Raw genomic sequence first — 21,406 nt, forward strand, 5'->3', positions numbered from 1 at the left:
TAATCGCTCCTCAGAGCGGTCAGGCAGTAAGGGGACGCTCCCCTCCCTGTCCTTCCGCAGCTTAGTCCCGCAAGCGGGGACCGCTCATTCCATCTGCCGACACCCGTCCTTGGCCTCCCAATCGCCGAACGCCGACATCTACTCCAACCCGATGGTGCGAGACGATGTTCCCGCAGGCCAGGCAGATACCCTCACCAGCTGTACGCCCATGGCGAACGTGAGATGCCTGAACCTTGCGTGTCGCCCCTCCCACTAGGGATGTCTTACCCGTACGCACTGACAGTCCATGCCGCGCGCACCCATTCCCTCCGCTATGGGCGAACATCCTTGCGCCGCCCAGCGCTTCCACACGCCCCCGTTTCCGATACTCGGCGCACACACACGAACACCCAACGTAACTCGAAGCCCGCTTTGGCGGTTGCTCCTGGCATGGGCCCCATCGTTCCTCTCCCGCGCAGCCCACTGGACACCGGCGACCACGTGCGCCAGTGGTACGAGAACGAACTGGGCTGGGCGACAGTGCCCGGACCTCCCGTCGAGCTGCTCACGGGCCTGCGCTTCGACGTCCTGGAGGTGCCGGCGGAGGCGGGTCACGTGGCGCTGCGGCATCTTGGGCCGGGTTCTCCGGTGGCCGTGCGGGCGGACCGGATGCGGCTGCTGGTGGCCGCGGGAAGCGCCGACGAGCTGCCGGGGCTGCTCGACTGGCTGGAGTGGGGATCTCTCGCGCTGGACCTCAAGGCGATCGGCGCGGGCGGGCGCATCGAGGCGCCGCTGCCGCGAAGTGCAGGAAGCAGCGCGGTGGACGGCTCGCAGGGGGCCGCCGTCTGGCTGCGGCCCCCAGAGCCTGACTGCGAGGTGGAGCCTGCGTTGCCGACGCTGTCGGCGCTCGGCGGGGGCGGTGGGGGCGCCCCCGATCTCGTACGACTCGTGGACACGATGGCAACGCAGTGCCACCGGATCCGCCTGCGGCAAGCCCGCTCTCAGGCGTTGGCCTTCTCGTAGGCCTCGCGAATGGACGCCGGAACACGGCCACGGTCATTGACCTCGTAACCGTTCTCCTTCGCCCAGGCGCGGATCTGCGCGGTGTCCTGACTTCCGCCGGAAGCGGCGCGCGCCTTGCCACGCCCACCAGCAGCGCGGCCTCCGGTACGACGACCGCCCTTCACGTACGGGTCGAGAAGGCCGCGGAGCTTGTCCGCATTGGCGGTGGTGAGATCGATCTCGTACGTCTTGCCGTCCAGCGCGAACGTCACGGTCTCGTCCGCCTCGCCGCCGTCGAGGTCGTCGACAAGAAGGACCTGAACCTTCTGTGCCACCGGATTTCCTTTCATCGATAACTTCAGGGCCGAGGGTCCGCGGCGGCTGCCGCTGTTTCATGCCCCCTGTTATATGCACTACTGCAGTACGTCCGAAAGCAAACCGCTTTTGCTGGAAAAACACAAACCCCTGGGAGAGACCAGGAGAGACCGACCCGACCTGAGAAGACCGAAAACGTACGCGTTTCGGACATAGAGCCCCCGGGCAAGGGGTGCCGGGCGTATTCCAAGCCGACGATCACAGATGCAGAAGCATCCGGCTGTTGCCCAAGGTGTTCGGTTTCACTCGTTCGAGACCGAGGAACTCTGCCACGCCCTCGTCATAGGAACGCAGTAGCTCGGCGTAGACCTCGGGGTCAACGGGTGTCTCACCGATCTCCACGAAGCCGTGCTTCGCGAAGAAGTCGACTTCGAAGGTCAGGCAGAATACCCGGCGAACGCCGAGCCAGCGGGCGGTCTCCACCAACTTCCCCAGCAACTGATGCCCGACGCCGGCACCCTTGAGCCTGGGGTCGACCGCGAGAGTACGGACTTCCGCGAGGTCTTCCCACATCACGTGCAGTGCACCGCAGCCGACCACTTCGGCGCTTGACCCGGCATCCCGTTCCGCGACCCAGAACTCCTGGATGTCCTCGTAAAGCGTCACCGTCGCTTTGTCGAGCAGGATGCCGCCGCGGACGTACGCGTCAAGTAGACGGCGTACCGCGGGGACATCGCTGGTCCTGGCCCGGCGGACAGTGAGGGGTTTACGGGTGGTGACTTCGGACTGCTCTGCTGGCATGACCGGACGTTATCGCCCGGTGTCGCCCTCGACGGCGGCGGGGTTCTCGCCCGGGGCGTTCTGGCGGGTGGAGCTTTCGCGAGGGGCGGTTTCGCCGGCCGCCGTTTCGCCCGAGGAGCTTTCGCCGGCCGAACTTTCGCTGGTCGTCGTTTCGCCGCTCGTCGTTTCCGGGCCTTCCACGATGCGGACGGCGTCACGCAGTGCCGCGCGCTGTTCCGGGGACATCATGCCGAAGAAGGCGACGAGAGCGGCGGCCGGGTTGTCGCTCCGCGACCAGGCCTCGTTCATCAGTGCGGCCGCGTATGCGGCGCGGGTTGAGACCGCCTCATATCGATAGGCCCGGCCTTCCGCTTCGCGGCGCACCCAGCCCTTCTGATGGAGATTGTCCAAAACGGTCATCACCGTGGTGTACGCGATGGACCGTTCCTGCTGAAGATCTTCCAGGACTTCTCGAACGGTCACCGGGCGGTTCCACTTCCACACCCGCGACATGACCGCGTCTTCCAGATCTCCCAAGGGGCGAGGCACAACTCAGACCCTAGTGGGACATTCCAGTCAAAGCATTACAGACGTGACCTTGACGGACGTTTGGCAATAAAAGTGGCGTACGAGTTCAGGCGTCGGCGTTGCGATCACGTTCGCCGGAGGCCTGACGGGTGTTCTCGGCACGCGCGAGGGCGGCGTCGACGACCGCGTCCTCCTTGGCCTTGTTGGCGCCGCCCTGCGTCTTCACGATCGTCACGATCAGACCGGTGAAGAACACAGCCATCACTACCGGGGGTACGAGCGCGGAGACGTAGTCCATGCCTTTCAGAGTAGCCAGGGCATGGGGGCGAGCTACTGCGGGGGCTTGCCGGGGGGCGTGGGCGGCTTGCGCCGGGGCGGGAAGACCTCGCCGGGGGTGGGGATGGGCCGGTGCGGCTGAGCGGGCTTTGGGCTGCGCTGCGGCTCGGCCTTCGGCTTTGGCGGCGGCTGAGAGGCGGGCTTTTTCGCCGGCTTCTTGTCGGGGTCCTCGGCGGCGGCACGCGCGGGGGCGTATGGCGTATGCATGAGGCGACGATACGCACTAATCAGACAACCTTCACGGAACGCAACGCGTTGGGTGATTGAGCGCGTGGGTTCGTTGAGGGCTTCCTTTCCCCAGCCCCGCCCCTTCCCGAAACTGGGGCTGCGCCCCCAGGCCCCCGCCAGGGGGTGGAGGTGACAGTCGTGGCGCGGCTGCCAGTCCGTCGTGGCTGGTCGCGCCCACGCGGCGGAGCCGCAAATCGACACAGCCCCGCGCCCCTGAATCGCAAAAGCCTGCGACTCCCCGCGCCCCGGGCAACCCCGCGCCCTGGGCAACCCCGCGCCCGGCAACCCGTAGCCCCGGCTGCCCGCAGCTTCCCACCGGCGGGAGGGGACGTGGGCCGGTGCGTCGTATGCCCGTCGCTCAGGTTCTGTCTCAGGTCACCCGCACCGTGTACCGACACCGGGTCGCATGCCCGGCCTGCGACGGGCTGACGCACCCCGCGGCCCCGCACCCACCACGCACCCAAGGGGCGCGGGGCTGTGACATCAGCGGCTCCGCCGCGGGGCGCGAGCAACCACAACGAACCCGCAGCTTCAAAACCGGCCCAAGCGCCGGAGGCATCACGTACGCGAGACGTTCCGCTCGTACACCAAGCGAAGCCCGATCAACGTAAGCCACGGCTCATGCTCATCGATCACCGAGGACTCACCCAGAACCATCGGCGCAAGCCCACCCGTCGCGATGACCGTGACATCGTCCGGGTCATCAGCCAGCTCACGAGCCACCCGGCTCACGACCCCGTCCACCTGGCCGGCAAAACCGTAGATGATGCCCGACTGCATCGCCTCGACCGTGTTCTTGCCGATCACACTCCGCGGCCGCGCCACCTCGATCTTGCGCAGCTGGGCGCCCCGCACCCCGAGCGCCTCGACCGAGATCTCGATACCGGGGGCGATGACCCCGCCCACGTACTCCCCGCGCGCACTCACCGCGTCGAACGTCGTCGCCGTACCGAAGTCGACGACGATCGCCGGCCCGCCGTAGAGCTCGACGGCGGCGACCGCGTTGATGATGCGGTCCGCGCCGACCTCCTTGGGGTTGTCCATCAGGATCGGCACGCCGGTCTTGACGCCGGGCTCGACGAGGATTGCGGGGACGTCGCCGTAGTAGCGGCGGGTCACCTCGCGCAGCTCGTGCAGGACGGAGGGGACGGTGGCGCAGATGGCGATGCCGTCGATGCCGTCGCCCAGTTCGTCGCCGAGCAGCGGGTGCATGCCCATGAGGCCCTGCAACAGCACCGCCAGCTCGTCGGCCGTGCGGCGCGCGTCCGTCGAGATGCGCCAGTGCTCGACGATGTCCTCGCCGTCGAAGAGGCCGAGGACGGTGTGGGTATTGCCCACGTCGATGGTCAGCAGCATGACCCGTACCTACTCCGCCGCTCGCAGGTCGAGGCCGATGTCCAGGATCGGCGAGGAGTGGGTGAGGGCGCCCACGGCGAGGTAGTCCACGCCGGTGCGGGCGTACGCCGCCGCGTTGTCCAGGCTGAGGCGGCCCGAGGCTTCCAGGAACGCGCGGCCGTCGACGAGGGCGACGGCCTCCTCGCACTCGCCGGGCGTGAAGTTGTCCAGGAGGATCAGGTCGGCGCCCGCGTCCACGACCTCTCGGAGCTGGTTCAGGGTGTCGACCTCGACCTCGATCGGTACGTCCGGGAAGGCCTCCCGTACGGCCTTGAAGGCCTGGGCGACGCCGCCCGCGGCGACCACGTGGTTGTCCTTGACCAGGGCGGCGTCCGAGAGAGACATGCGGTGGTTGACGCCGCCGCCGCAGCGCACCGCGAACTTCTCCATGGAGCGCAGTCCGGGCGTCGTCTTGCGGGTGTCGCGTACGCGGGCCTTGGTGCCCTCGAGAACGTCCGCCCACGCGCGCGTGGCGGTCGCGATGCCTGAGAGGCGGCACAGGAGGTTCAGGGCGCTGCGTTCGGCCGTCAGGAGGTCGCGGGTGCGGCTGGTGATGCTCAGGAGCTTCTGGCCTGCCACCACACGGTCGCCGTCGTCGACGTGACGCTCGACCTCGAACTCGTCCGTGCAGACCACCGAGACGACCGCCTCGGCGATCCTCAAGCCCGCCACCACGCCCGCCTCACGGGCGGTGAAGTCGGCGGTGGCGACGGCCTCTTCGGGGATGGTCGCGACCGTGGTGACGTCAACGCCGTGGTCGAGGTCCTCCTCGACGGCCAGGTGCGCGATGTCCTCCACCTCGACGGGGTCGAGCCCGGCGTCGGCAAGGAGGGCCGCTAGGGCCGGATCGAGGCCGCACTCCATGGGGTCGAGGTCGTAGTCCTCTTCGGCACCTGCGGCACCGCAGCCGCAGCCGTCGCCGCAGCCACCGCTGGAGAGGAGGGGAAGGTCGGGGGTGCTGCTCACTGCTGTCACTGCTCCTGGGGACGGGGTGCCGGGCGCGGCATGGGGGTCCCCCCAAGTCGAGCGGAGTCGAGATCCTGGGGGAGGGTCGAGGGGAAGTCTGGTGTGTCGGTGGTGTGTACGGCGAGGGTTCGGTCCGGATTCAGCCGTACGACGATGTGGCGGGACCAGTCGGTGTCGTCGCGGTCGGCGTGGTCCTCGCGCCAGTGGCAGCCGCGGGTCTCCTCGCGCAGACGGGCGGCGGCGACCAGGACGCGGGCCACGCACAGGAGGTTGGTGGCCTCCCAGGTGTCGACGCCGGGCTCGGCCGTCTTGCCGTTCTCGGCGAGCGCGTCGCGGGCGTCGGAGTGCAGTCGCTCGAGGCGGTCGGCCGCCCGCTCCAGGGACTCCGCGGACCGCAGCACACCGGCTCCGTCGCTCATGACCCGCTGGATCGCGAACCGCGCCTCGGGGTCGAGGAGCGGGTGGACGGGCTGTTCCGGGTAGGCGACGGGCGCGGGCACGCGCGCGTAGAGGCGGTTTTCCTCGCGGCGCGTGGCGATGTCGGCCGCGATGCGCTCGGCGTAGACGAGGCCTTCCAGGAGGGAGTTGGAGGCGAGCCGGTTGGCGCCGTGCACACCGGTGCAGGCGACCTCCCCGCACGCGTACAGGCCGGGGACGGTCGTACGGCCCTGGGAGTCCGTGCGGACGCCTCCGGAGGCGTAGTGGGCGGCCGGGGCGACCGGGACGGGCTCGGTGACCGGGTCGATGCCATGGGCGCGGCAGGCGGCGAGGATCGTGGGGAAGCGGTGCTCCCACATGTCGGCGCCGAAGTGCCGGGCGTCCAGGTACATGTGCTCGGCGTCCTGCTCCTGCATGCGCCGCATGATGCCCTTGGCGACGATGTCGCGGGGCGCCAGCTCGGCCAGTTCGTGCTGACCCTGCATGAAGCGAACGCCGTCCGCGTCGACGAGGTGGGCGCCCTCGCCGCGAACCGCCTCGGAGACCAGCGGCTGCTGGCCCTCGGCATCCGGGCCGAGGAAGAGCACGGTCGGGTGGAACTGCACGAACTCCAGGTCACTGACCTCGGCTCCGGCGCGCAGGGCGAGCGCGACGCCGTCCCCGGTGGACACGGACGGGTTGGTGGTCGCCGAGAAGACCTGGCCCATGCCGCCGGTGGCGAGGACCACGGCGGGCGCGTGAACGGCTCCCACGCCGTCGTGCTGGCCCTCTCCCATGACATGCAGCGTGACGCCCGCGGTGCGGCCGTCGGCGTCCGTCAGCACGTCCAGGACCAGGGCGTTCTCGATCGTACGCAGTCCACGCGCGCGTACCGCCTCGACAAGGGCCCGGGAGATCTCGGCGCCCGTCGCGTCGCCGCCCGCGTGCGCGATACGGCGGCGGTGGTGGCCGCCCTCGCGAGTGAGCTCCAGGTCGCCCTGCTCGGACTCGTCGAAGTGGGCGCCGGTCGCGATGAGGCGGCGTACGGCGTCGGGGCCCTCGGTGACGAGGAGGCGCACCGCCTGCTCGTCGCACAGGCCCGCGCCCGCCACCAGCGTGTCGTCGAGGTGCTGCTCCGGGGTGTCGCCCTCACCGAGGGCCGCCGCGATGCCGCCCTGCGCCCAGCGCGTGGAGCCGTCGTCGAGCATGGCCTTGGTGACGACGACGGTCCGCAGCCCGGCGGCGTCGCAGCGCAGGGCCGCGGTGAGTCCGGCGACTCCGGAGCCGACGACCACGACGTCGGCGGCGATGAACCAGCCGGGGGCGGGGGCGGCCAGACGAGGGAGGCGAGCGCGAAGCGCTCTCGGCTGAGGGTGGTGGTGGGTGACGGGCGGGCGTATGCCTGTGCTGGTCACGAGGCGGCTCCGAAGGTCAGCGGAATGTTGTCGATCAGCCGGGTCGTCCCGACCCGGGCGGCGACGGCGAGGACCGCCTCGCCGGTGTAGTCGTCCGGGATCTCGGTGAAGTCGGACGGATCGACCAGCGCCAAGTAGTCCAGGGCGAGCGGGGGTTGCATACGGGCGGCGTCGTCGAGGACGAGGCGGGCGGCTGCGCGGACCGCGGCGGGGCCGCCGGGCACCGCTTTGGCGACGGCGTGCGCGTCCGCCGCGGCGCGGGACTCGCCGAGCGCGCTGAGCGCCTCGGCACGCGCGCGCGTGGTGGGCACTTCGCGGGCACGCGCGCGCAGGGCCTCCTGCGCGGCGTGCCGGTCACTGCCCGCGAACAGAGCCTGGGAGAGGGCGAGCGCGGTGCGGCGCTCCGCGGCCGAGAGGTAGCGGTTGCGGCTGGACAGGGCGAGGCCGTCCTCCTCGCGCACCGTCGGCACTGCGACGATCTCCACCCCGAAGTTCAGATCGCGCACCATGCGGCGGATCAGGGCGAGCTGCTGGGCGTCCTTCTGCCCGTACAGCGCCACATCGGGCCGGGTCAGGTGCAGCAGCTTGGCGACGACGGTGAGCATGCCGTCGAAGTGCCCGGGCCGCGAGGCGCCCTCCAGGCGCTCGCCCATGGGCCCCGCGCTGATGCGGACCTGGGGTTCGCCGCCCGGGTAGACCTCGTCCACGAAGGGGGCCAACACGACGTCCGCGCCCGCCTGTTCAGCGATCTTCACGTCGGCGTCCAGGGTGCGCGGATAGCGGTCGAGGTCCTCGCCCGCGCCGAACTGGAGGGGGTTCACGAAGACAGTGACCACGACCTCTCCGTCGCCGCCCGCGACCCCGCGAGCGGTGCGGATCAGGGTGGCGTGGCCCTCGTGCAGGGCGCCCATCGTCATCACGACGGCACGACGGCCGGTGCGCACGCGCGCGTGGAGCTCGTCGGCGGTGCGCAGCAGGGCGGTGGTCATCGGGCGTCCCCCTCGGTGCCGTCGGTGCCGTCGGTCCCGTCTGCCGGTACTCCGTCTGCCAGTACCCCGAGAAGGTCCTCTGCGAGCTCCGGCTTGAGAAGTCCGTGGGCGAGGGCCCGGTCGGCGGTCGCGCGGGCCATCGCCAGATAGCCGGGAACGGTCTCCGGGGCGTGCTTGCGCAACTCCGTGACGTGCGCGGCGACCGTGCCCGCGTCACCGCGCGCGACGGGTCCCGTGAGGGCCGCGTCGCCCGACCTGAGGGCGTTGTCCAGGGCGGCACCGAGCAGCGGGCCCAGCATCCGGTCGGGGGCCACCACGCCCGCCGTACGCAGCAGCTCCATGGACTCGGCGACCAGGGTCACCAGGTGGTTGGCACCGAGCGCGAGGGCCGCGTGGTACAGCGGCCGGGCCTCCTCGGCGATCCACTCGGGCTCGCCGCCCATCTCGATGACCAGCGCCTCGGCGGCCAGCCGCAGCTCCTCGGGTGCGGTGACCCCGAAGGAGCACCCGGCGAGCCGCTGTACGTCCACAGGAGTGCCGGTGAACGTCATCGCTGGGTGCAGCGCCAGCGGCAGCGCACCGGACCGCAGCGCGGGATCCAGGACCTTCGCGCCGTACCGCCCGGAGGTGTGCACGAGCAGCTGCCCCGGCCGCACCGCCCCCGTCTCCGCGAGCCCCTCCACCAGCCCAGGCAGGGCGTCGTCCGGGACCGTCAGGAGCACGAGCTCGGCCCGCTCCATGACCTGCGCGGGCGTCACCAGCGGTACGTCGGGCAGCAGCTGCGCCGCGCGCCGTACGGAGGCGTCGGAGACCCCGGAGACGGCCACCGGCCGATGCCCGGCGAGCTGCAACGACGCGGCAAGAGCGGGCCCCACGCGGCCGGCACCGACGACGCCGACGGTGAGCCGCGCGGGGCGATCTTTGGGTTCTGGTTGTGGGACTGTACTCACTCGACGGCGGCCTTCCGTTCCAGTCCGCTCGGGGTACCGGACGATTTCTCGTCATGTTAACGCGATCCGTTCCGGGCCCGTTTTGTTGTCCACAGGCTGTGGGAAATTGGGGAAAATTCGCATGCCCGGCCGCCGCCGGGCACGGCATGATCCAGGGATGAGTGATTCGGCGCAGCAGGACAAGGATCAGTCGGCTGAGCAGGGCGGCGAACAGTCAGAGGAACAGAAGCGGGCGCGGCGCTGGGCTGCCGTGCGAGGAGCCGAACGGGCATTGTGGCGACCCGGTCTCCACTCCACGGTCGGCGAGCGACTGGCGCGGCTGACGGACATGGCGGCCCAGGTGTACGACCTGGACCAGCCGGTGGACATGTACGGCGACCGGATCGTCGAGACCGTGGAGGAGCGGGTCGCGGGCCTCCTCGGCAAGGAGGCCGCCGCCTTCTTCCCCTCGGGCACCATGGCTCAGCAGGTGGCCCTGCGCTGCTGGGCGGGCCGTACCGGCAACCCCGCCGTGGCCCTGCATCCGCTCGCCCACCCCGAGGTGCACGAGCGCGACGCCCTCTCCGTAGTGAGCGGTTTGCGGACCGTCCATCCGACCTACCAGCCCCGGCTGCCGACCGCCGAGGAGGTACGGAACTTCGAGGAGCCCTTCGGGACCCTGATGCTCGAACTGCCTCTCCGGGACGCCGGTTTCGAGCTGCCCTCCTGGGAGGAGCTCTCCAAGGTGGTGGACGCCGCACGGGAACGCGACGCGGTGGTCCACTTCGACGGGGCGCGTCTGTGGGAGTGCACCCCGCACTTCGGGCGCCCCCTGGAGGAGATCGCAGGCCTCGCGGACAGCCTGTACGTGTCGTTCTACAAGTCCCTGGGAGGGCTCGGCGGCGCGGTGCTCGCGGGCCCGCGAACCCTCCTCGACGAGGCGAAGGCCTGGCGGCACCGGTACGGCGGCCAGGTCTTCCAGCAGTTCCCGACAGCCCTGTCGGCGCTGATCGGCCTCGACCAGGTGCTGCCCCGCCTGCCGGAATACGTGGCCCACGCGCGCGTGGTCGCCGCGGCGCTGCGCGAGGGCTTCACGGCGGCGGGCGTCCCCTGGAGCCGCGTCCACCCCGAGGAGCCGCACACGCATGAGTTCCGGGTGTGGCTGCCGTACGACCACGAGGAGCTCAATGAGGCGGCCGTACGGCAGGCCGAGGAGACCAAGACGGCACTGTTCCATCGCTGGTTCCCGGACAGGCTGCCGGGGCTGTCGGTCACGGAGGTGACGGTGGCCGAGGCGGGCCTGGAGTTGACCGCGGAGGACGTCAGGACAGCCGTAGCCGACTTCACGGCGCGGCTGCCCGGCTCGGCGCCCTGAACAGCCGGAGCGGCGCCTGTCAGTCGAACCGGATGTGCTTGACCCCGACCCGTATCTGTCGCAGCCGGGTCCGCAACGCTCCCTCCTTGTTCGGTTTGAGCGTCAGCCCGGCCAGTACGGCGATCCGGTCGGCGGTCTTGGGAACCGTGGTGTCGTCCGTCCACAGGTGCTCGGCGAACTCCGGCTCGCGCAGCCTCTCCAGGCAGTGGTCGAGCTGCTCCACCGCCCAACTCTCCCTGCGCAAGCCGGCGTCCTTGCCGGCGACGTACTGGAGGAGGTGGCCGAATCCGCGCTCGTGCAGCCGCTTCAGGACGGTCTCGCGCTGGGCGAGGAGGGAGAAGTGCCGTACGTCGTGGCCCTTTTCGCGCAGTCGTCCGACGGTCTCGTCGAAATAGCCGAAGTCCGTGACGGTCATGGGGGCGATCACCACGCCGTCGTGCTTGGTGAGGGCGAGGTCGAGCACCTCGACGACGCCCTGCCGCCAGGACACCAAGTCCTGGAAGTTTCCGCGCAGTTCGGGCGGCAGTGCGCGCCGCAGTCCGAAGCCGACATGCTCCGGATCGCAGATGACGCTGCCAGGCAGGCGCCGCTGTATCTCGTGCGCGGTCTGTGTCTTGCCGCCCCCGAAGGGCCCGTTGATCCACAGGAGCATGCGCAGAGACCCTAGTGGCCGAGGGTTACGCCCCGGTCACGTTCACGCAGCGCCCCTGCCAAGGCCCGCTCAGCCCTGTCCGCCCGCCCGTACCAGACCCGTCTCGTACGCCAGAACCACGACCTGTACCCGGTCCCGCAGCCCCAGCTTGGTGAGGATGCGCCCCACGTGCGTTTTTACCGTCGCCTCCGAGAGGACGAGACGTGCCGCGATCTCGCCGTTCGACAGACCCTGCGCGACCAGGATCATCACCTCGCGCTCGCGGTCGGTCAGCCGCTCCAGCTCCTTGTGCTGGGGCTCCTTGCCGCCGCTCGGCAGCATCGGCGCGAACCGGTCGAGGAGACGGCGGGTCGTGGAGGGCGCGACCACCGCGTCACCGCTGTGCACGGAGCGGATGGCGGTGAGGAGTTCGCCGGGCGGCACGTCCTTGAGCATGAAGCCGGAGGCGCCCGCCTTCAGCCCGGAGAAGGCGTACTCGTCGAGGTCGAAGGTGGTCAGAATCAGTACCTTCGGCGAGTCCGGCTCCGAGCAGATGCGGCGGGTCGTCTCGACGCCGTCCAGCTTCGGCATGCGTACGTCCATCAGGACCACGTCGACGGCGGTCGAGCGCAGCTCCTGGAGGGCCTCGACACCGTCGCCGGCCTCCGCGACGACCTCCATGTCCGGCTGGGCGGCGAGCACCATCCGGAACCCGGTGCGCAACAGCACCTGATCGTCGACGAGCATCACGCGGATCGGCATTCCTGGGTCCTCCGGTCGATTCATGGACGGGCGGTGCGTGTGCGGGTGGTTCGTGGGCGAGTGGTGCGTGGGCGGTCGGTTCGCGGGCGGTCGGTGGGTGTCGCGTGCACGTGTCAGTTGGCGGGCTTGAGCGGGAGCAGGGCACTGATCCGGAAGCCGCCGCCCGGGCGCGGTCCCGCGTCAAGGGTGCCGCCGACCATTCCGACGCGCTCCCGCATACCGATCAGACCGTGTCCCCGTCCGTCGACGCCGCCGTCCTCGTACAACTCGTGCGGGGCGCCCTTCCCGTCGTCCTCGACGAGCAGCCCGAGGCCGTCGTCGAAGTAGACCAGGCGCACGCTCGCGCCCGCGTTCGGCCCCCCGTGCTTGCGCGTGTTGGTCAGCGCCTCCTGCACGATGCGGTACGCGGTGAGCTCGACACCGCTCGGCAGCGGTCGCGGGGTGCCCTCGATCTTGTAGTCGACGGGGAGGCCGGCCGTGCGGACCTCCTCGATGAGGTCGTCGAGCTGGTCGACGTCGGGCTGCGGGACGTACTCGCCGCTCTCCTGGTGCTCGCCGGTGCGCAGCACGCCGAGCAGGCGGCGCATCTCGGCGAGGGCCTGACGGCCTGTTCCGGAGATGGTCTCCAGGGCCTTCTTGGCCTGGTCGGGGGCGGTGTCCAGGACGTAAGCGGCACCGTCCGCCTGCACCACCATCACCGACACGTTGTGCGCGACCACGTCGTGCAGCTCGCGGGCGATCCGGGCCCGCTCGGCGGCGACCGCCACCTTGGACTGGGCCTCGCGCTCCTTCTCCAGCCGGGCGGCGCGCTCCTCCAGCTGCGAGAGGTAGGCGCGGCGGGTGCGGACCGAGTCGCCGAGGACCCAGGCGAGTGCGAAGGGAACGATCTGGAAGATCACTATGGCGATGCCGCTCCCGACGCCCTGGTCGGCAGGCCAGCGCAGCTGTGCCACGGGAGCGGCGCACAGGCCGGCGGTCAGCGCCAGCCGGGAGGCCCAGCGGGCGCCGTCCGCCGCGACCGTATAGATGATCACCAAGAAGGCGAAGTCGGCGGGCAGCGTCCCGACGTCCGCGATCAGCTGTACCAGGCCGAGCAGCAGCGCCAGGATCAGCATCTTCTCCGGCATACGGCGGCGCAGGGCGACCACCAGGGACAGCAGAAGCATGATCGGAACCGAGACGGCCGGGAGATCGGCCCCCTGGGCCTCCTCCGTGATCGATCCGCCCAGCACGGAAATCCCGAACAGGAGGACGGCCCAGAAGCTGTCGACCCACGTCGGGTGCCTGCGGAAGAAGTCATAGAGGCGCTGCACGTAACCCAGCGTAGGGAAGGGTGCAGTGTGCAGGGGTCAACCGGAGGGCCGATCCGCGACCAGCGGACGTACTCCCCAAGGTGGAGACCTGCTGATTCCCGGCGCTTAGCCTGAGGCCGTGGGACAAGCCGTGAGACAAGACGCACACGAGGCGGCGGGGGGCCGGCGCGGGTGGCGGCAGGCCGCCGAGGAGGCGCTGTACGGGCCTCGCGGGTTCTATCGCCGGCCTGAGGGGCCCGCGGGTCACTTCCGGACCTCGGTGCACGCGTCGCCGCTGTTCGCGGGTGCTGTGGCCGGGCTTCTGTGCCGGGTCGACGAGGCGCTCGGCCGGCCCGCCGAACTCGCCTTCGTCGACATGGGCGCGGGCCGCGGCGAGCTGGTCACCGGCGTCCTGAAGGCCCTTCCCGCCGAAGTGGGCTCCCGCGCGCGCGGGTATGCCGTCGAACGCGCCGACCGGCCCGCCGCTGTCGACCACCGGATCGAGTGGCTCGCGGAGCCGCCGGCGGGGGTCACGGGGCTGCTGTTCGCGAACGAGTGGCTGGACAACGTGCCCCTGGACGTGGCGGAGGTTGACGCCGACGGGGTGCCACGGATGGTCCTCGTACGGGAGGACGGCACGGAATCCCTCGGGGAGCCGGTCTCCGGAGCTGAAGCGGAGTGGCTGGCTCGCTGGTGGCCACTACCTGGTCATCGGCTTCCCGAAGAGCTTCGTACCCCTGAAAACCAGCATCCCGAAGGGCTGCGTGCCGAAATCGGCCTCCCCAGGGACGCCGCTTGGGCATCCGCCGTGGCCACGCTCGACCGGGGTCTCGCCGTCGCCGTCGACTACGCCCACCGCGCGGACGCACGTCCTCCCTTCGGGACGCTCACCGGCTTCCGCGAGGGCCGCGAGACGGCGCCCGTACCGGACGGGTCCTGCGACATCACCGCGCATGTGGCCCTGGACGCGTGCGCGCTGCCCGGAGCGCGGCTGCTGACCCAGCGGGACGCCCTGCACGCCCTGGGCGTGAGCGGCGGCCGGCCGCCGCTGTCGCTGGCCTCCACGGATCCGACGGCGTACGTACGGGCCCTCGCCGGCGCCGCTGAGGGCACCGAACTCACCGCTCCCGGCGGGCTCGGCGACTTCGGCTGGCTCGTCCAGCCGGTTGGAATTCCGAACCCGCTGCCCGACCCCCTGCCCGGCGAAAACAGCCGTCCATGAAGAGCACGGGGAGCGCGGACAGCCCTACTTGTCGATGTCCCCGACCACGAAGAACAGTGATCCCAGGATCGCCACCATGTCGGCGACCAGCGTCCCCGGCAGCAGCTCCACCAACGCCTGGATGTTGTTGTACGAGGCCGAGCGCAGCTTCAGCCGGTACGGGGTCTTGTCGCCCTTGCTGACGAGGTAGTAGCCGTTGATGCCGAGCGGGTTCTCGGTCCAGGCGTACGTGTGGCCCTCCGGGGCCTTGAGCACCTTCGGGAGCCGCTGGTTGACCGGGCCGGGCGGCAGCTGCGCGAGCCGGTCCAGGCAGGCGTCGGCGAGGTCCAGCGAGTTGTGCGTCTGCTCCAGGAGGACCTCGAAGCGGGCCAGGCAGTCGCCCTCCTGGCGCGTGACGACCTTCAGGACGTCGCCCAGTTCCCCGTACGCCAGATACGGCTCGTCGCGGCGCAGATCGAAGTCGACTCCGCTGGCGCGGGCGATCGGACCGCTCACTCCGTAGGCGTGCACCGTCTCCGGGGACATCCGGCCCACGTCGCGCGTACGCCCGCGGAAGATCTCGTTGCCGAGTACCAGGTTGTCGTACACGTCCATGCGCGAACGGACGTCCGCGACGGTCGCACGCGCGCGTGAAGCCCATCCGGCGGGGAGGTCCTCCTTGAGGCCGCCGACGCGGTTGAACATGAAATGCATGCGCCCGCCGGAGATCTCCTCCATGACGGCCTGGAGCTCCTCGCGCTCCCGGAAGGAGTAGAAGACCGGCGTGATTCCGCCCAGCTCAAGCGGGTACGACCCCAGAAACATCAGATGGTTCAGGACGCGGTTCAGCTCCGCGAGGAGCGTCCGCATCCACACCGCACGGGCCGGGACCTCCATGCCGAGCATGCGTTCCACGGCGAGGACGACACCCAGCTCGTTCGAGAAGGCGGAGAGCCAGTCGTGGCGGTTGGCGAGCATGATGATCTGGCGGTAGTCGCGCGCTTCGAAGAGCTTTTCCGCGCCACGGTGCATGTAGCCGATGACCGGCTCCGCGTGCTGGATCCGCTCGCCGTCCAGCACGAGCCGAAGGCGCAGTACACCGTGGGTGGACGGGTGCTGGGGCCCGATGTTGAGCACCATGTCGGTGCTCTCCGCGGCGCCGCCGATGCCGACCGTGGTCTCCGTCGTGGGAGTCATGGGAACAGTGTCTCGTACGTACTCTTGCGGCATGGAGACGGGGAGCAGGGGGACCATGGGCACCACCGGGAGCACCGAGTCCGAGCCGGAGCCGGTGTGGACCGGCCTGCCGCCGGGACTGCTGCGGATGCGCCGGCTGCTGCTCGTGGTCTGGCTGGTGCCGCTGACGCTCGGTACGGGGCTGCCGCTCGGTCTGCTCGCCGGGCCCGGCTGGGCGGCCTTCGCCTTGCTGCCGCTGGCACTGCTGCTGTGGGGCTGGTCGATGCTGGGCCGCAACTGGCGGTCCTGGCGGTACGCCGAGCGCGCGGACGACCTGCTGATCAGCCGGGGTGTGCTGTGGCGTGAGGAGACGGTCGTGCCGTACGGGCGCATGCAGCTGGTCGAGGTGACCTCGGGTCCCGTCGAGCGGCACTTCGGGCTGGCGAGCGTGCAGCTGCACACGGCCGCCGCGGCGACGGACGCCCGCATTCCGGGCCTCGACCCGGCGGAGGCGGAACGGCTGCGGGACCGGCTCACGGAGCTGGGCGAGGCCAGATCGGCGGGGCTGTGACGACTTCCGACGTCGAGCGCGGCGTACGCCAGAACAAGCCCGTGACGGAGCGGCGGCTGCATCCCGTGACGCCGCTGCGCCGCGCCTGGGCGCCGATCGCCGTGATCGCCGGCTGGGCGGTGCACGACCCCGACCAGACGCAGCGGCAGCTGACCCGGCTGACGACCTCCACCCTGCTGATCGCGATCGCCGTGGTCATTCCGGCCGCTGCCCTGTACGGCTTTCTGACCTGGTGGTTCACCCACTTCGCGGTGACCGACACCGAACTGCGCATCCGTACGGGCCTGTTGTTCCGGCGCACCGCGCACATCCGGCTGGACCGGCTCCAGGCCGTCGATGTCACCCAGCCGCTGCTGGCCCGCGTCGCGGGCGTCTCCAAACTCAAACTCGACGTCATAGGGGCCGACAAAAAGGACGAACTTGCCTTCCTGGGCGAGGACGAGGCCCGTGTGCTGCGGGCCGAGCTGCTCGCCCGCGCCGCCGGTTTCGCGCCCGAGACGGCGCACGAGGTGGGCGAGGCGCCGGTCCGGCAGTTGCTGCACGTACCGGCCAGGGTCCTCGCCGTGTCCCTGGTGCTGACGGGCGCCACCTGGGGATCGCTGGCCGGCGCGCTGGTCGTACCGCCGCTGGTGTGGTGGGCCTCGCACAGCGTGTGGACGGTGCTCGCGGTCGCGCTGCCGCTGCTCGGCGCGGCGGGCGCGAGCAGTGTGGGGCGCTTCGTCGGCGAGTACGACTGGACGGTGGGCGATTCCCCGGACGGGCTCCGGATCGACCACGGACTGCTCGACCGTACGCACGAGACGGTGCCGCCCGGCCGCGTACAGACCGTCCGCATCGTCGAACCGCTGCTGTGGCGGCGGCGCGGCTGGGTCCGGGTCGAGCTGGACGTGGCGGGCTCGTCCAACTCCGTGCTTGTACCGGTCGCTCCGCGCGAGGTCGCCGAGTCGGTGATCGCGCGGGTGCTGCCGGGCGTGACGGTGCCGGGTGCGCTGTCACGACCGCCGCGCCGGGCGGGCTGGTGCATGCCGTTGTGGTGGCGGGGTTACGGGCTTGCCGTCACCGACGCCGTCTTCGCGTCCCGGCACGGGCTGCTGCGCCGCAGCCTCGCGCTCGTGCCGCACGGCAAGGTCCAGAGCGTACGCATGGAGCAAGGGCCGTGGATGCGCGTCAAGGGGCTGGCCGATGTGCACATCGACACGGGCGCCAACAAGACGGTGACGGCTCGGCTGCGGAACGCCTCGGAGGCGGCGGAGTTGCTGTACGCGCAGGCGGACCGGTCGCGGACGGGGCGGCGGGAGGCCCGGCCGGATCGGTGGATGGCCGGAGCCTGAGCGGTGAACGGCTGAGGGCAGTGGCGCGTCGCGCTGCCACTGCCCTCATGACCTGTTGCCGATGAACCTCAGGAAACCGCGCTCCTGAGGTTCAGGAAACCGCACTCCGCAGTTCCGCCACGTCGATCTGCTCCGTCTCGTCGTGCGCGGTCAGGTCGATGACCTGCTGGCCGACGCCGCGGGACTCCTCGTCCGCGGGCTTGAACTGCGCCTCGGACTCGGCCTTGTGGAGAGCGAGCGCCTCCTGGCCCACCACGTCGGCCAGGTCCTCGTTCTGCACGGCCTCCAGGGCAGCCTGGGACGCCTCCGGCTGCGTACCGAAGAAGTCGAACCCGCCCTCTACGGAAGGCCGCCGTGCGGGAGAAGTCGGAACCACCGCCACGGCCTTGGGCACAGTGAAGTGCCCCGAGGGAAGCCCGGCCCTGTGGGCGGGCTTCAGGGCGGCTGCGGTGGTGGGGGACTCGGCAGGCGTCGGTGCGTTCGCGGCGGCCGTGCGCTCATGCCCTCCGACCGCCTCGGGCTTCCCCTGCGCCGCCTCGCCCTCCGTCCCGGCCTCGCCCGTCGCGGGGGCCTTCTTGCGAGAGCCGCCCTTCGGCGAACCGCCCGGCGTGGGCCCGCCCTTGCCGGGACCGCCCGCCGGAGGCGCACCCTTCGGCGCACCGGCCTTCGCGAGGGCGCCCTTGGCCGAACCGCCCTTCGCGGGGCCGCCCTTCGGCGACGGGCCCGGCTCGGGCTCGTCGAACGCGTCCGGCGCCGGACCGCTCTCCGTGGAGCCGTCATTCGGGGAGTCCCTCTTCGGGGACTCGCTGCCGTCGGGCGCGTCCCCCGCCGGACCGCTCTCCGTGGAGCCGTCCACCGCGGACGAACCGCTCGTGCCGCTCGTGTCCTCCGAAGCGACCTCTTCCGAAGCGTCCTCCGCCGAACCGTCCTTCGTCTCTTTGTCCGCCCAAGGCGCGCCCTCGGCCACGTCCACGTGAGCGGCAGCCGCCTCCGCCAGCCGGTCCAGCGCCGCGTTGGCCTTCGCGTAGAGCACCGAAGCCGCGGCACGGGCGGCCGGAGCGGGCTTCTCCGTCGCCTCGGCCACCGGGTCCGCCGAAGCCGCCGCGGGCAGGGCGGCACGAGCCGGAGTCGTCGCCTCTATGGCGAGACGTCGGCGGCTCTCCAGGACACTGGCCCGCTCAGTCTCCGCCGTGGCGTACCGCCGCAGCAGGGCGGCGTGTTCGTTGCGCAGGCCCTGGAGCTCCGCCCGCTTCTCGCGGAGCCGGTGCTCCAGCTTGGTGCGCAGCTCGCGCGACTCGTCGAGGTCGGTCTCGAGCTCGGCGATCCGCTCCTCGTGGCGCCACTCGTCGCTCGCACGCGCGCGCGTGAGGTCCGCGACGCGTTTGCCCGCGGACACGTCCCAGTGGCGCATGACGACCGCGCCCACGACAGCCGTCGCCGCGGCGCCCGCGGCCAGCCCGCGGAGCACCCACGCGTCAGAGAACAACCAGGGCCCGGCGGCACAGACGAGCGAGACGCCTGCGATCGCCGAGGGTGGCAGCAGCCGGTGCAGAGGTGGTGAATGACGGTGACGTCCACGTGGCATGGCCAGAAACTTACCGCGCGTAGGCGAATCTTGGAGCCCCGCCCCGTAAAAACCCAGCCACTCCCGAGGATTGACACCACCTCACCACTCAGCGGTCACTCCAAACTGTCACACCAGTGACAGCGGCACATCGCAGAGGACCGACAGAGGCCCGCGTATGCAAACACACTTTTGCCACGCTTTTCCGGAACCGAGTGAACCCGGCTCCTCCTGACACCGTCCTAGAGGGCGCAATATCGCCGGATGCCGTAAATGGCACCGGTTTCGAGTTCTCTCGCAGAAGTACGGGTTGCGATGTCTGTCACGGTTGAAGGGGAAATGCCGGCCAGGGCTCAGGACCGGACGGGTCGACTGCGGCGCGTACTGCGTGGTCCACGCCCGGAGTCCGTACCCGCCCTGGTCGCCAGGGCCTGCACCCTCGTGGGGTTCCTGGACATCGCCGCGGGCGTCTTCCCGCGCTTCCGGCACAGCCGCGTGCACACGCTCGCCGAGGTACTGCCGGGCGCGCTGGGCCCGTTCGCCGCCGCCCTGTCGCTCAGCGTAGGCGTTCTGCTGCTGCTCCTGGCCCACGGTCTGCGCCGCCGTAAGCACCGGGCCTGGCGGGCCGCCGTGCTCCTGCTGCCGGCCGGCGCCCTCGCGCAGCTGGCCTACCGGCACTCCCTCATCGGCGTCCTCGTCTCACTCGCGCTGCTGGCTCCCCTGCTGCGGCATCGCGGCGAGTTCACGGCGCTGCCCGACCCCCGCAGCCGCTGGCGCGCGCTCACCAACTTCGTTCTCATGGGCGCCGGCTCACTCCTCCTCGGCCTGGTCATCGTCAGCGCCCACTCGAACCGGCTCGTCGGCGATCCGAGCCTGGCAGACCGCATCACCCACGTGATGTACGGCCTGTTCGGCTTCGCAGGGCCGGTCGGCTACCAGGGCGATACGTCCTGGACGGTGGCCTTCTCACTCGGCGCGCTCGGCCTGCTGACCGCCATCACCACCGTCTACCTGGCGCTGCGCCCCGAACACCCCGCCGCACGGCTCACGAAGGACGACGAGGCGCGGCTGCGAGCACTCCTGGAGAAGCACGGTGGCCGTGACTCGCTCGGCCACTTCGCGCTGCGCCGGGACAAGGCGGTCGTCTTCTCGCCCAGCGGCAAGGCGGCGGTGACGTACCGCGTCGTCTCCGGGGTGATGCTCGCCAGCGGCGACCCGATCGGCGACGTCGAGGCCTGGCCCGGTGCGATCGAGCGCTTCATGGACGTGGCGAAAACCCACTCCTGGACACCCGCCGTCATTGGCTGCTCCGAGACGGGCGGCGAGGTCTGGACGCGGGAAACCGGCCTGGACGCCCTCGAACTGGGCGACGAGGCGGTGGTGGACGTCGCGGATTTCTCCCTGGCCGGACGCCCGATGCGAAACGTGCGCCAGATGGTGAACCGCATCGAGCGGGCCGGTTACGAGACCCGGGTACGCCGCGTTCGTGACCTGGGCGAGGGCGAACTGGACCGGATACGCCATGCCGCCCAGGACTGGCGCGGCACGGACACCGAACGCGGCTTCTCCATGGCACTGGGCCGCATCGGCGACCCGGCCGACGGGGACTGTCTGCTCGCCACGGCACACAAGGTCGACGCCGAACCCGGGCCGTACGGCGATCTGAAGGCCGTACTCCACTTCGTCCCCTGGGGCACCGACGGCGTCTCCCTGGACCTGATGCGCCGCGACCGCGCGGCCGATCCCGGCATGAACGAGCTCCTCATCGTGGCCGCGCTCCAGGCGGCGCCGCGCCTGGGCGTGAAGCGGGTCTCGCTCAACTTCGCGATGTTCCGCGCGACCTTGGCCCGCGGCGAGAAGATCGGCGCGGGCCCGGTCCTGCGCGCCTGGCGCGGTGTGCTGGTGTTCCTCTCTCGCTGGTTCCAGATCGAGTCGCTGTACAGGTTCAACGCGAAGTTCCGCCCGCGCTGGGAGCCCCGCTTCGTCGTCTACGGCTCCTCCCGCGACCTGCCGCGCCTCGGCCTGGCGGCCCTGAGGGCGGAGGGTTTCGTGGACGTCCCCCTACCGCGGGCCCTGCGCCGCAGGACGACCCCACCGGCGCCGTGCCCGCACCAGCTGCCGGAAACCCGCCTGCCGGAACACGGCGTAGGGGCGGCATAGAGCAGGCCTGAGCGAGGTCCCACTCCCTCCAAGCCCCGGGACCTCGCTCAGGCCACCACACGAC

21 protein-coding genes are annotated in these 21,406 nt (G+C 70.8%); 6 read left to right on the top strand and 15 right to left on the bottom strand.

Features of this window, described 5'->3' with window-relative positions:
- Window positions 1–429: 429 nt before the first annotated feature.
- Window positions 430–1,002 carry an SCO3374 family protein gene (locus ABD357_RS05725; RefSeq protein ID WP_344387918.1) on the top strand — a complete coding sequence of 191 codons (573 nt, stop codon included), beginning with the start codon at window positions 430–432 and terminating at the stop codon, window positions 1,000–1,002.
- Here ABD357_RS05725 and ABD357_RS05730 read toward each other — a convergent pair.
- The 10 genes from ABD357_RS05730 to ABD357_RS05775 form a co-directional block, all read right to left on the bottom strand.
- Complete coding sequence (locus ABD357_RS05730; RefSeq protein WP_344387920.1) at window positions 981–1,316, bottom strand: histone-like nucleoid-structuring protein Lsr2; 336 nt, start codon at window positions 1,314–1,316, stop codon at window positions 981–983. The two genes, ABD357_RS05725 and ABD357_RS05730, sit on opposite strands and share 22 nt — an antisense overlap.
- 238 nt (window positions 1,317–1,554) lie before the next feature.
- Entirely contained in the window at window positions 1,555–2,097 is a 543-nt protein-coding gene (locus ABD357_RS05735) for an amino-acid N-acetyltransferase (RefSeq protein WP_344387923.1), read from the bottom strand.
- 9 nt (window positions 2,098–2,106) lie between these two features.
- Window positions 2,107–2,625, bottom strand: coding sequence for a BlaI/MecI/CopY family transcriptional regulator (locus tag ABD357_RS05740; RefSeq protein ID WP_344387925.1), 519 nt, complete (start codon window positions 2,623–2,625; stop codon window positions 2,107–2,109).
- Window positions 2,626–2,710: 85 nt separating this feature from the next.
- Complete coding sequence (locus ABD357_RS05745; protein WP_344387926.1) at window positions 2,711–2,902, bottom strand: hypothetical protein; 192 nt, start codon at window positions 2,900–2,902, stop codon at window positions 2,711–2,713.
- A 32-nt stretch (window positions 2,903–2,934) separates the two neighbouring features.
- Window positions 2,935–3,147 (bottom strand): hypothetical protein, encoded by a 213-nt coding sequence (locus tag ABD357_RS05750; RefSeq protein WP_344387929.1) that lies wholly within the window; start codon window positions 3,145–3,147, stop codon window positions 2,935–2,937.
- Window positions 3,148–3,726: 579 nt separating this feature from the next.
- Complete coding sequence (locus ABD357_RS05755) at window positions 3,727–4,524, bottom strand: type III pantothenate kinase (RefSeq protein ID WP_344387931.1); 798 nt, start codon at window positions 4,522–4,524, stop codon at window positions 3,727–3,729.
- Between the two features lie 9 nt (window positions 4,525–4,533).
- A complete protein-coding gene (gene nadC / locus ABD357_RS05760; protein WP_344387933.1) occupies window positions 4,534–5,538 on the bottom strand; it encodes a carboxylating nicotinate-nucleotide diphosphorylase in 1,005 nt (334 codons plus the stop codon).
- The gene (locus tag ABD357_RS05765; RefSeq protein ID WP_344388026.1) at window positions 5,535–7,346 is read right to left on the bottom strand and encodes an L-aspartate oxidase; all 1,812 of its coding nucleotides are present in this window, start codon (window positions 7,344–7,346) and stop codon (window positions 5,535–5,537) included. Before ABD357_RS05765 ends, nadC begins: the two co-directional genes overlap by 4 nt.
- Window positions 7,347–7,357: 11 nt before the next feature.
- The gene (gene panC / locus ABD357_RS05770; protein WP_344387935.1) at window positions 7,358–8,350 is read right to left on the bottom strand and encodes a pantoate--beta-alanine ligase; all 993 of its coding nucleotides are present in this window, start codon (window positions 8,348–8,350) and stop codon (window positions 7,358–7,360) included.
- Window positions 8,347–9,300: a Rossmann-like and DUF2520 domain-containing protein gene (locus tag ABD357_RS05775; protein ID WP_344387936.1), complete on the bottom strand. Its 954-nt coding sequence runs from the start codon at window positions 9,298–9,300 to the stop codon at window positions 8,347–8,349. The genes panC and ABD357_RS05775 overlap by 4 nt, the downstream gene beginning before the upstream one ends.
- A gap of 157 nt (window positions 9,301–9,457) precedes the next feature.
- Between ABD357_RS05775 and ABD357_RS05780 the strand changes: the two genes are divergently transcribed.
- On the top strand, window positions 9,458–10,654 hold the full coding sequence (locus ABD357_RS05780) for a threonine aldolase family protein (RefSeq protein WP_344387937.1): 1,197 nt from the start codon (window positions 9,458–9,460) through the stop codon (window positions 10,652–10,654).
- 19 nt (window positions 10,655–10,673) lie between these two features.
- Here the strand turns inward: ABD357_RS05780 and ABD357_RS05785 are convergent, their stop codons facing one another.
- The 3 genes from ABD357_RS05785 to ABD357_RS05795 all read right to left on the bottom strand — a co-directional run bounded on the left by ABD357_RS05785 (window position 10,674) and on the right by ABD357_RS05795 (window position 13,360).
- Window positions 10,674–11,306, bottom strand: coding sequence for an AAA family ATPase (locus ABD357_RS05785; RefSeq protein ID WP_344387938.1), 633 nt, complete (start codon window positions 11,304–11,306; stop codon window positions 10,674–10,676).
- A 69-nt stretch (window positions 11,307–11,375) separates the two neighbouring features.
- Complete coding sequence (locus ABD357_RS05790; RefSeq protein ID WP_344387939.1) at window positions 11,376–12,047, bottom strand: response regulator; 672 nt, start codon at window positions 12,045–12,047, stop codon at window positions 11,376–11,378.
- Window positions 12,048–12,160: 113 nt separating this feature from the next.
- Complete coding sequence (locus ABD357_RS05795; protein ID WP_344387940.1) at window positions 12,161–13,360, bottom strand: sensor histidine kinase; 1,200 nt, start codon at window positions 13,358–13,360, stop codon at window positions 12,161–12,163.
- Window positions 13,361–13,478: 118 nt separating this feature from the next.
- On the opposite strand from ABD357_RS05795, the gene ABD357_RS05800 reads away from it, so the two are divergent.
- Complete coding sequence (locus ABD357_RS05800) at window positions 13,479–14,561, top strand: SAM-dependent methyltransferase (protein ID WP_344387941.1); 1,083 nt, start codon at window positions 13,479–13,481, stop codon at window positions 14,559–14,561.
- A gap of 24 nt (window positions 14,562–14,585) precedes the next feature.
- Here ABD357_RS05800 and ABD357_RS05805 read toward each other — a convergent pair whose 3' ends face one another.
- Complete coding sequence (locus ABD357_RS05805) at window positions 14,586–15,737, bottom strand: NADH-quinone oxidoreductase subunit D (protein ID WP_344387942.1); 1,152 nt, start codon at window positions 15,735–15,737, stop codon at window positions 14,586–14,588.
- 31 nt (window positions 15,738–15,768) lie between these two features.
- Here ABD357_RS05805 and ABD357_RS05810 point away from each other — a divergent pair, with 31 nt between their 5' ends.
- Both ABD357_RS05810 and ABD357_RS05815 read left to right on the top strand, forming a co-directional pair.
- Window positions 15,769–16,287, top strand: coding sequence for a PH domain-containing protein (locus ABD357_RS05810; protein ID WP_344387943.1), 519 nt, complete (start codon window positions 15,769–15,771; stop codon window positions 16,285–16,287).
- Entirely contained in the window at window positions 16,284–17,618 is a 1,335-nt protein-coding gene (locus tag ABD357_RS05815) for a PH domain-containing protein (protein ID WP_344387945.1), read from the top strand. Before ABD357_RS05810 ends, ABD357_RS05815 begins: the two co-directional genes overlap by 4 nt.
- A gap of 91 nt (window positions 17,619–17,709) precedes the next feature.
- Here ABD357_RS05815 and ABD357_RS05820 read toward each other — a convergent pair whose 3' ends face one another.
- On the bottom strand, window positions 17,710–19,203 hold the full coding sequence (locus tag ABD357_RS05820; RefSeq protein ID WP_344387946.1) for a hypothetical protein: 1,494 nt from the start codon (window positions 19,201–19,203) through the stop codon (window positions 17,710–17,712).
- 318 nt (window positions 19,204–19,521) lie between these two features.
- Between ABD357_RS05820 and ABD357_RS05825 the strand changes: the two genes are divergently transcribed.
- Complete coding sequence (locus tag ABD357_RS05825) at window positions 19,522–21,342, top strand: phosphatidylglycerol lysyltransferase domain-containing protein (RefSeq protein ID WP_344387947.1); 1,821 nt, start codon at window positions 19,522–19,524, stop codon at window positions 21,340–21,342.
- Window positions 21,343–21,406: the final 64 nt, after the last annotated feature.

Source organism: Streptomyces vastus (assembly GCF_039532825.1).
Classification (GTDB): Bacteria; Actinomycetota; Actinomycetes; order Streptomycetales; family Streptomycetaceae; genus Streptomyces; species Streptomyces vastus.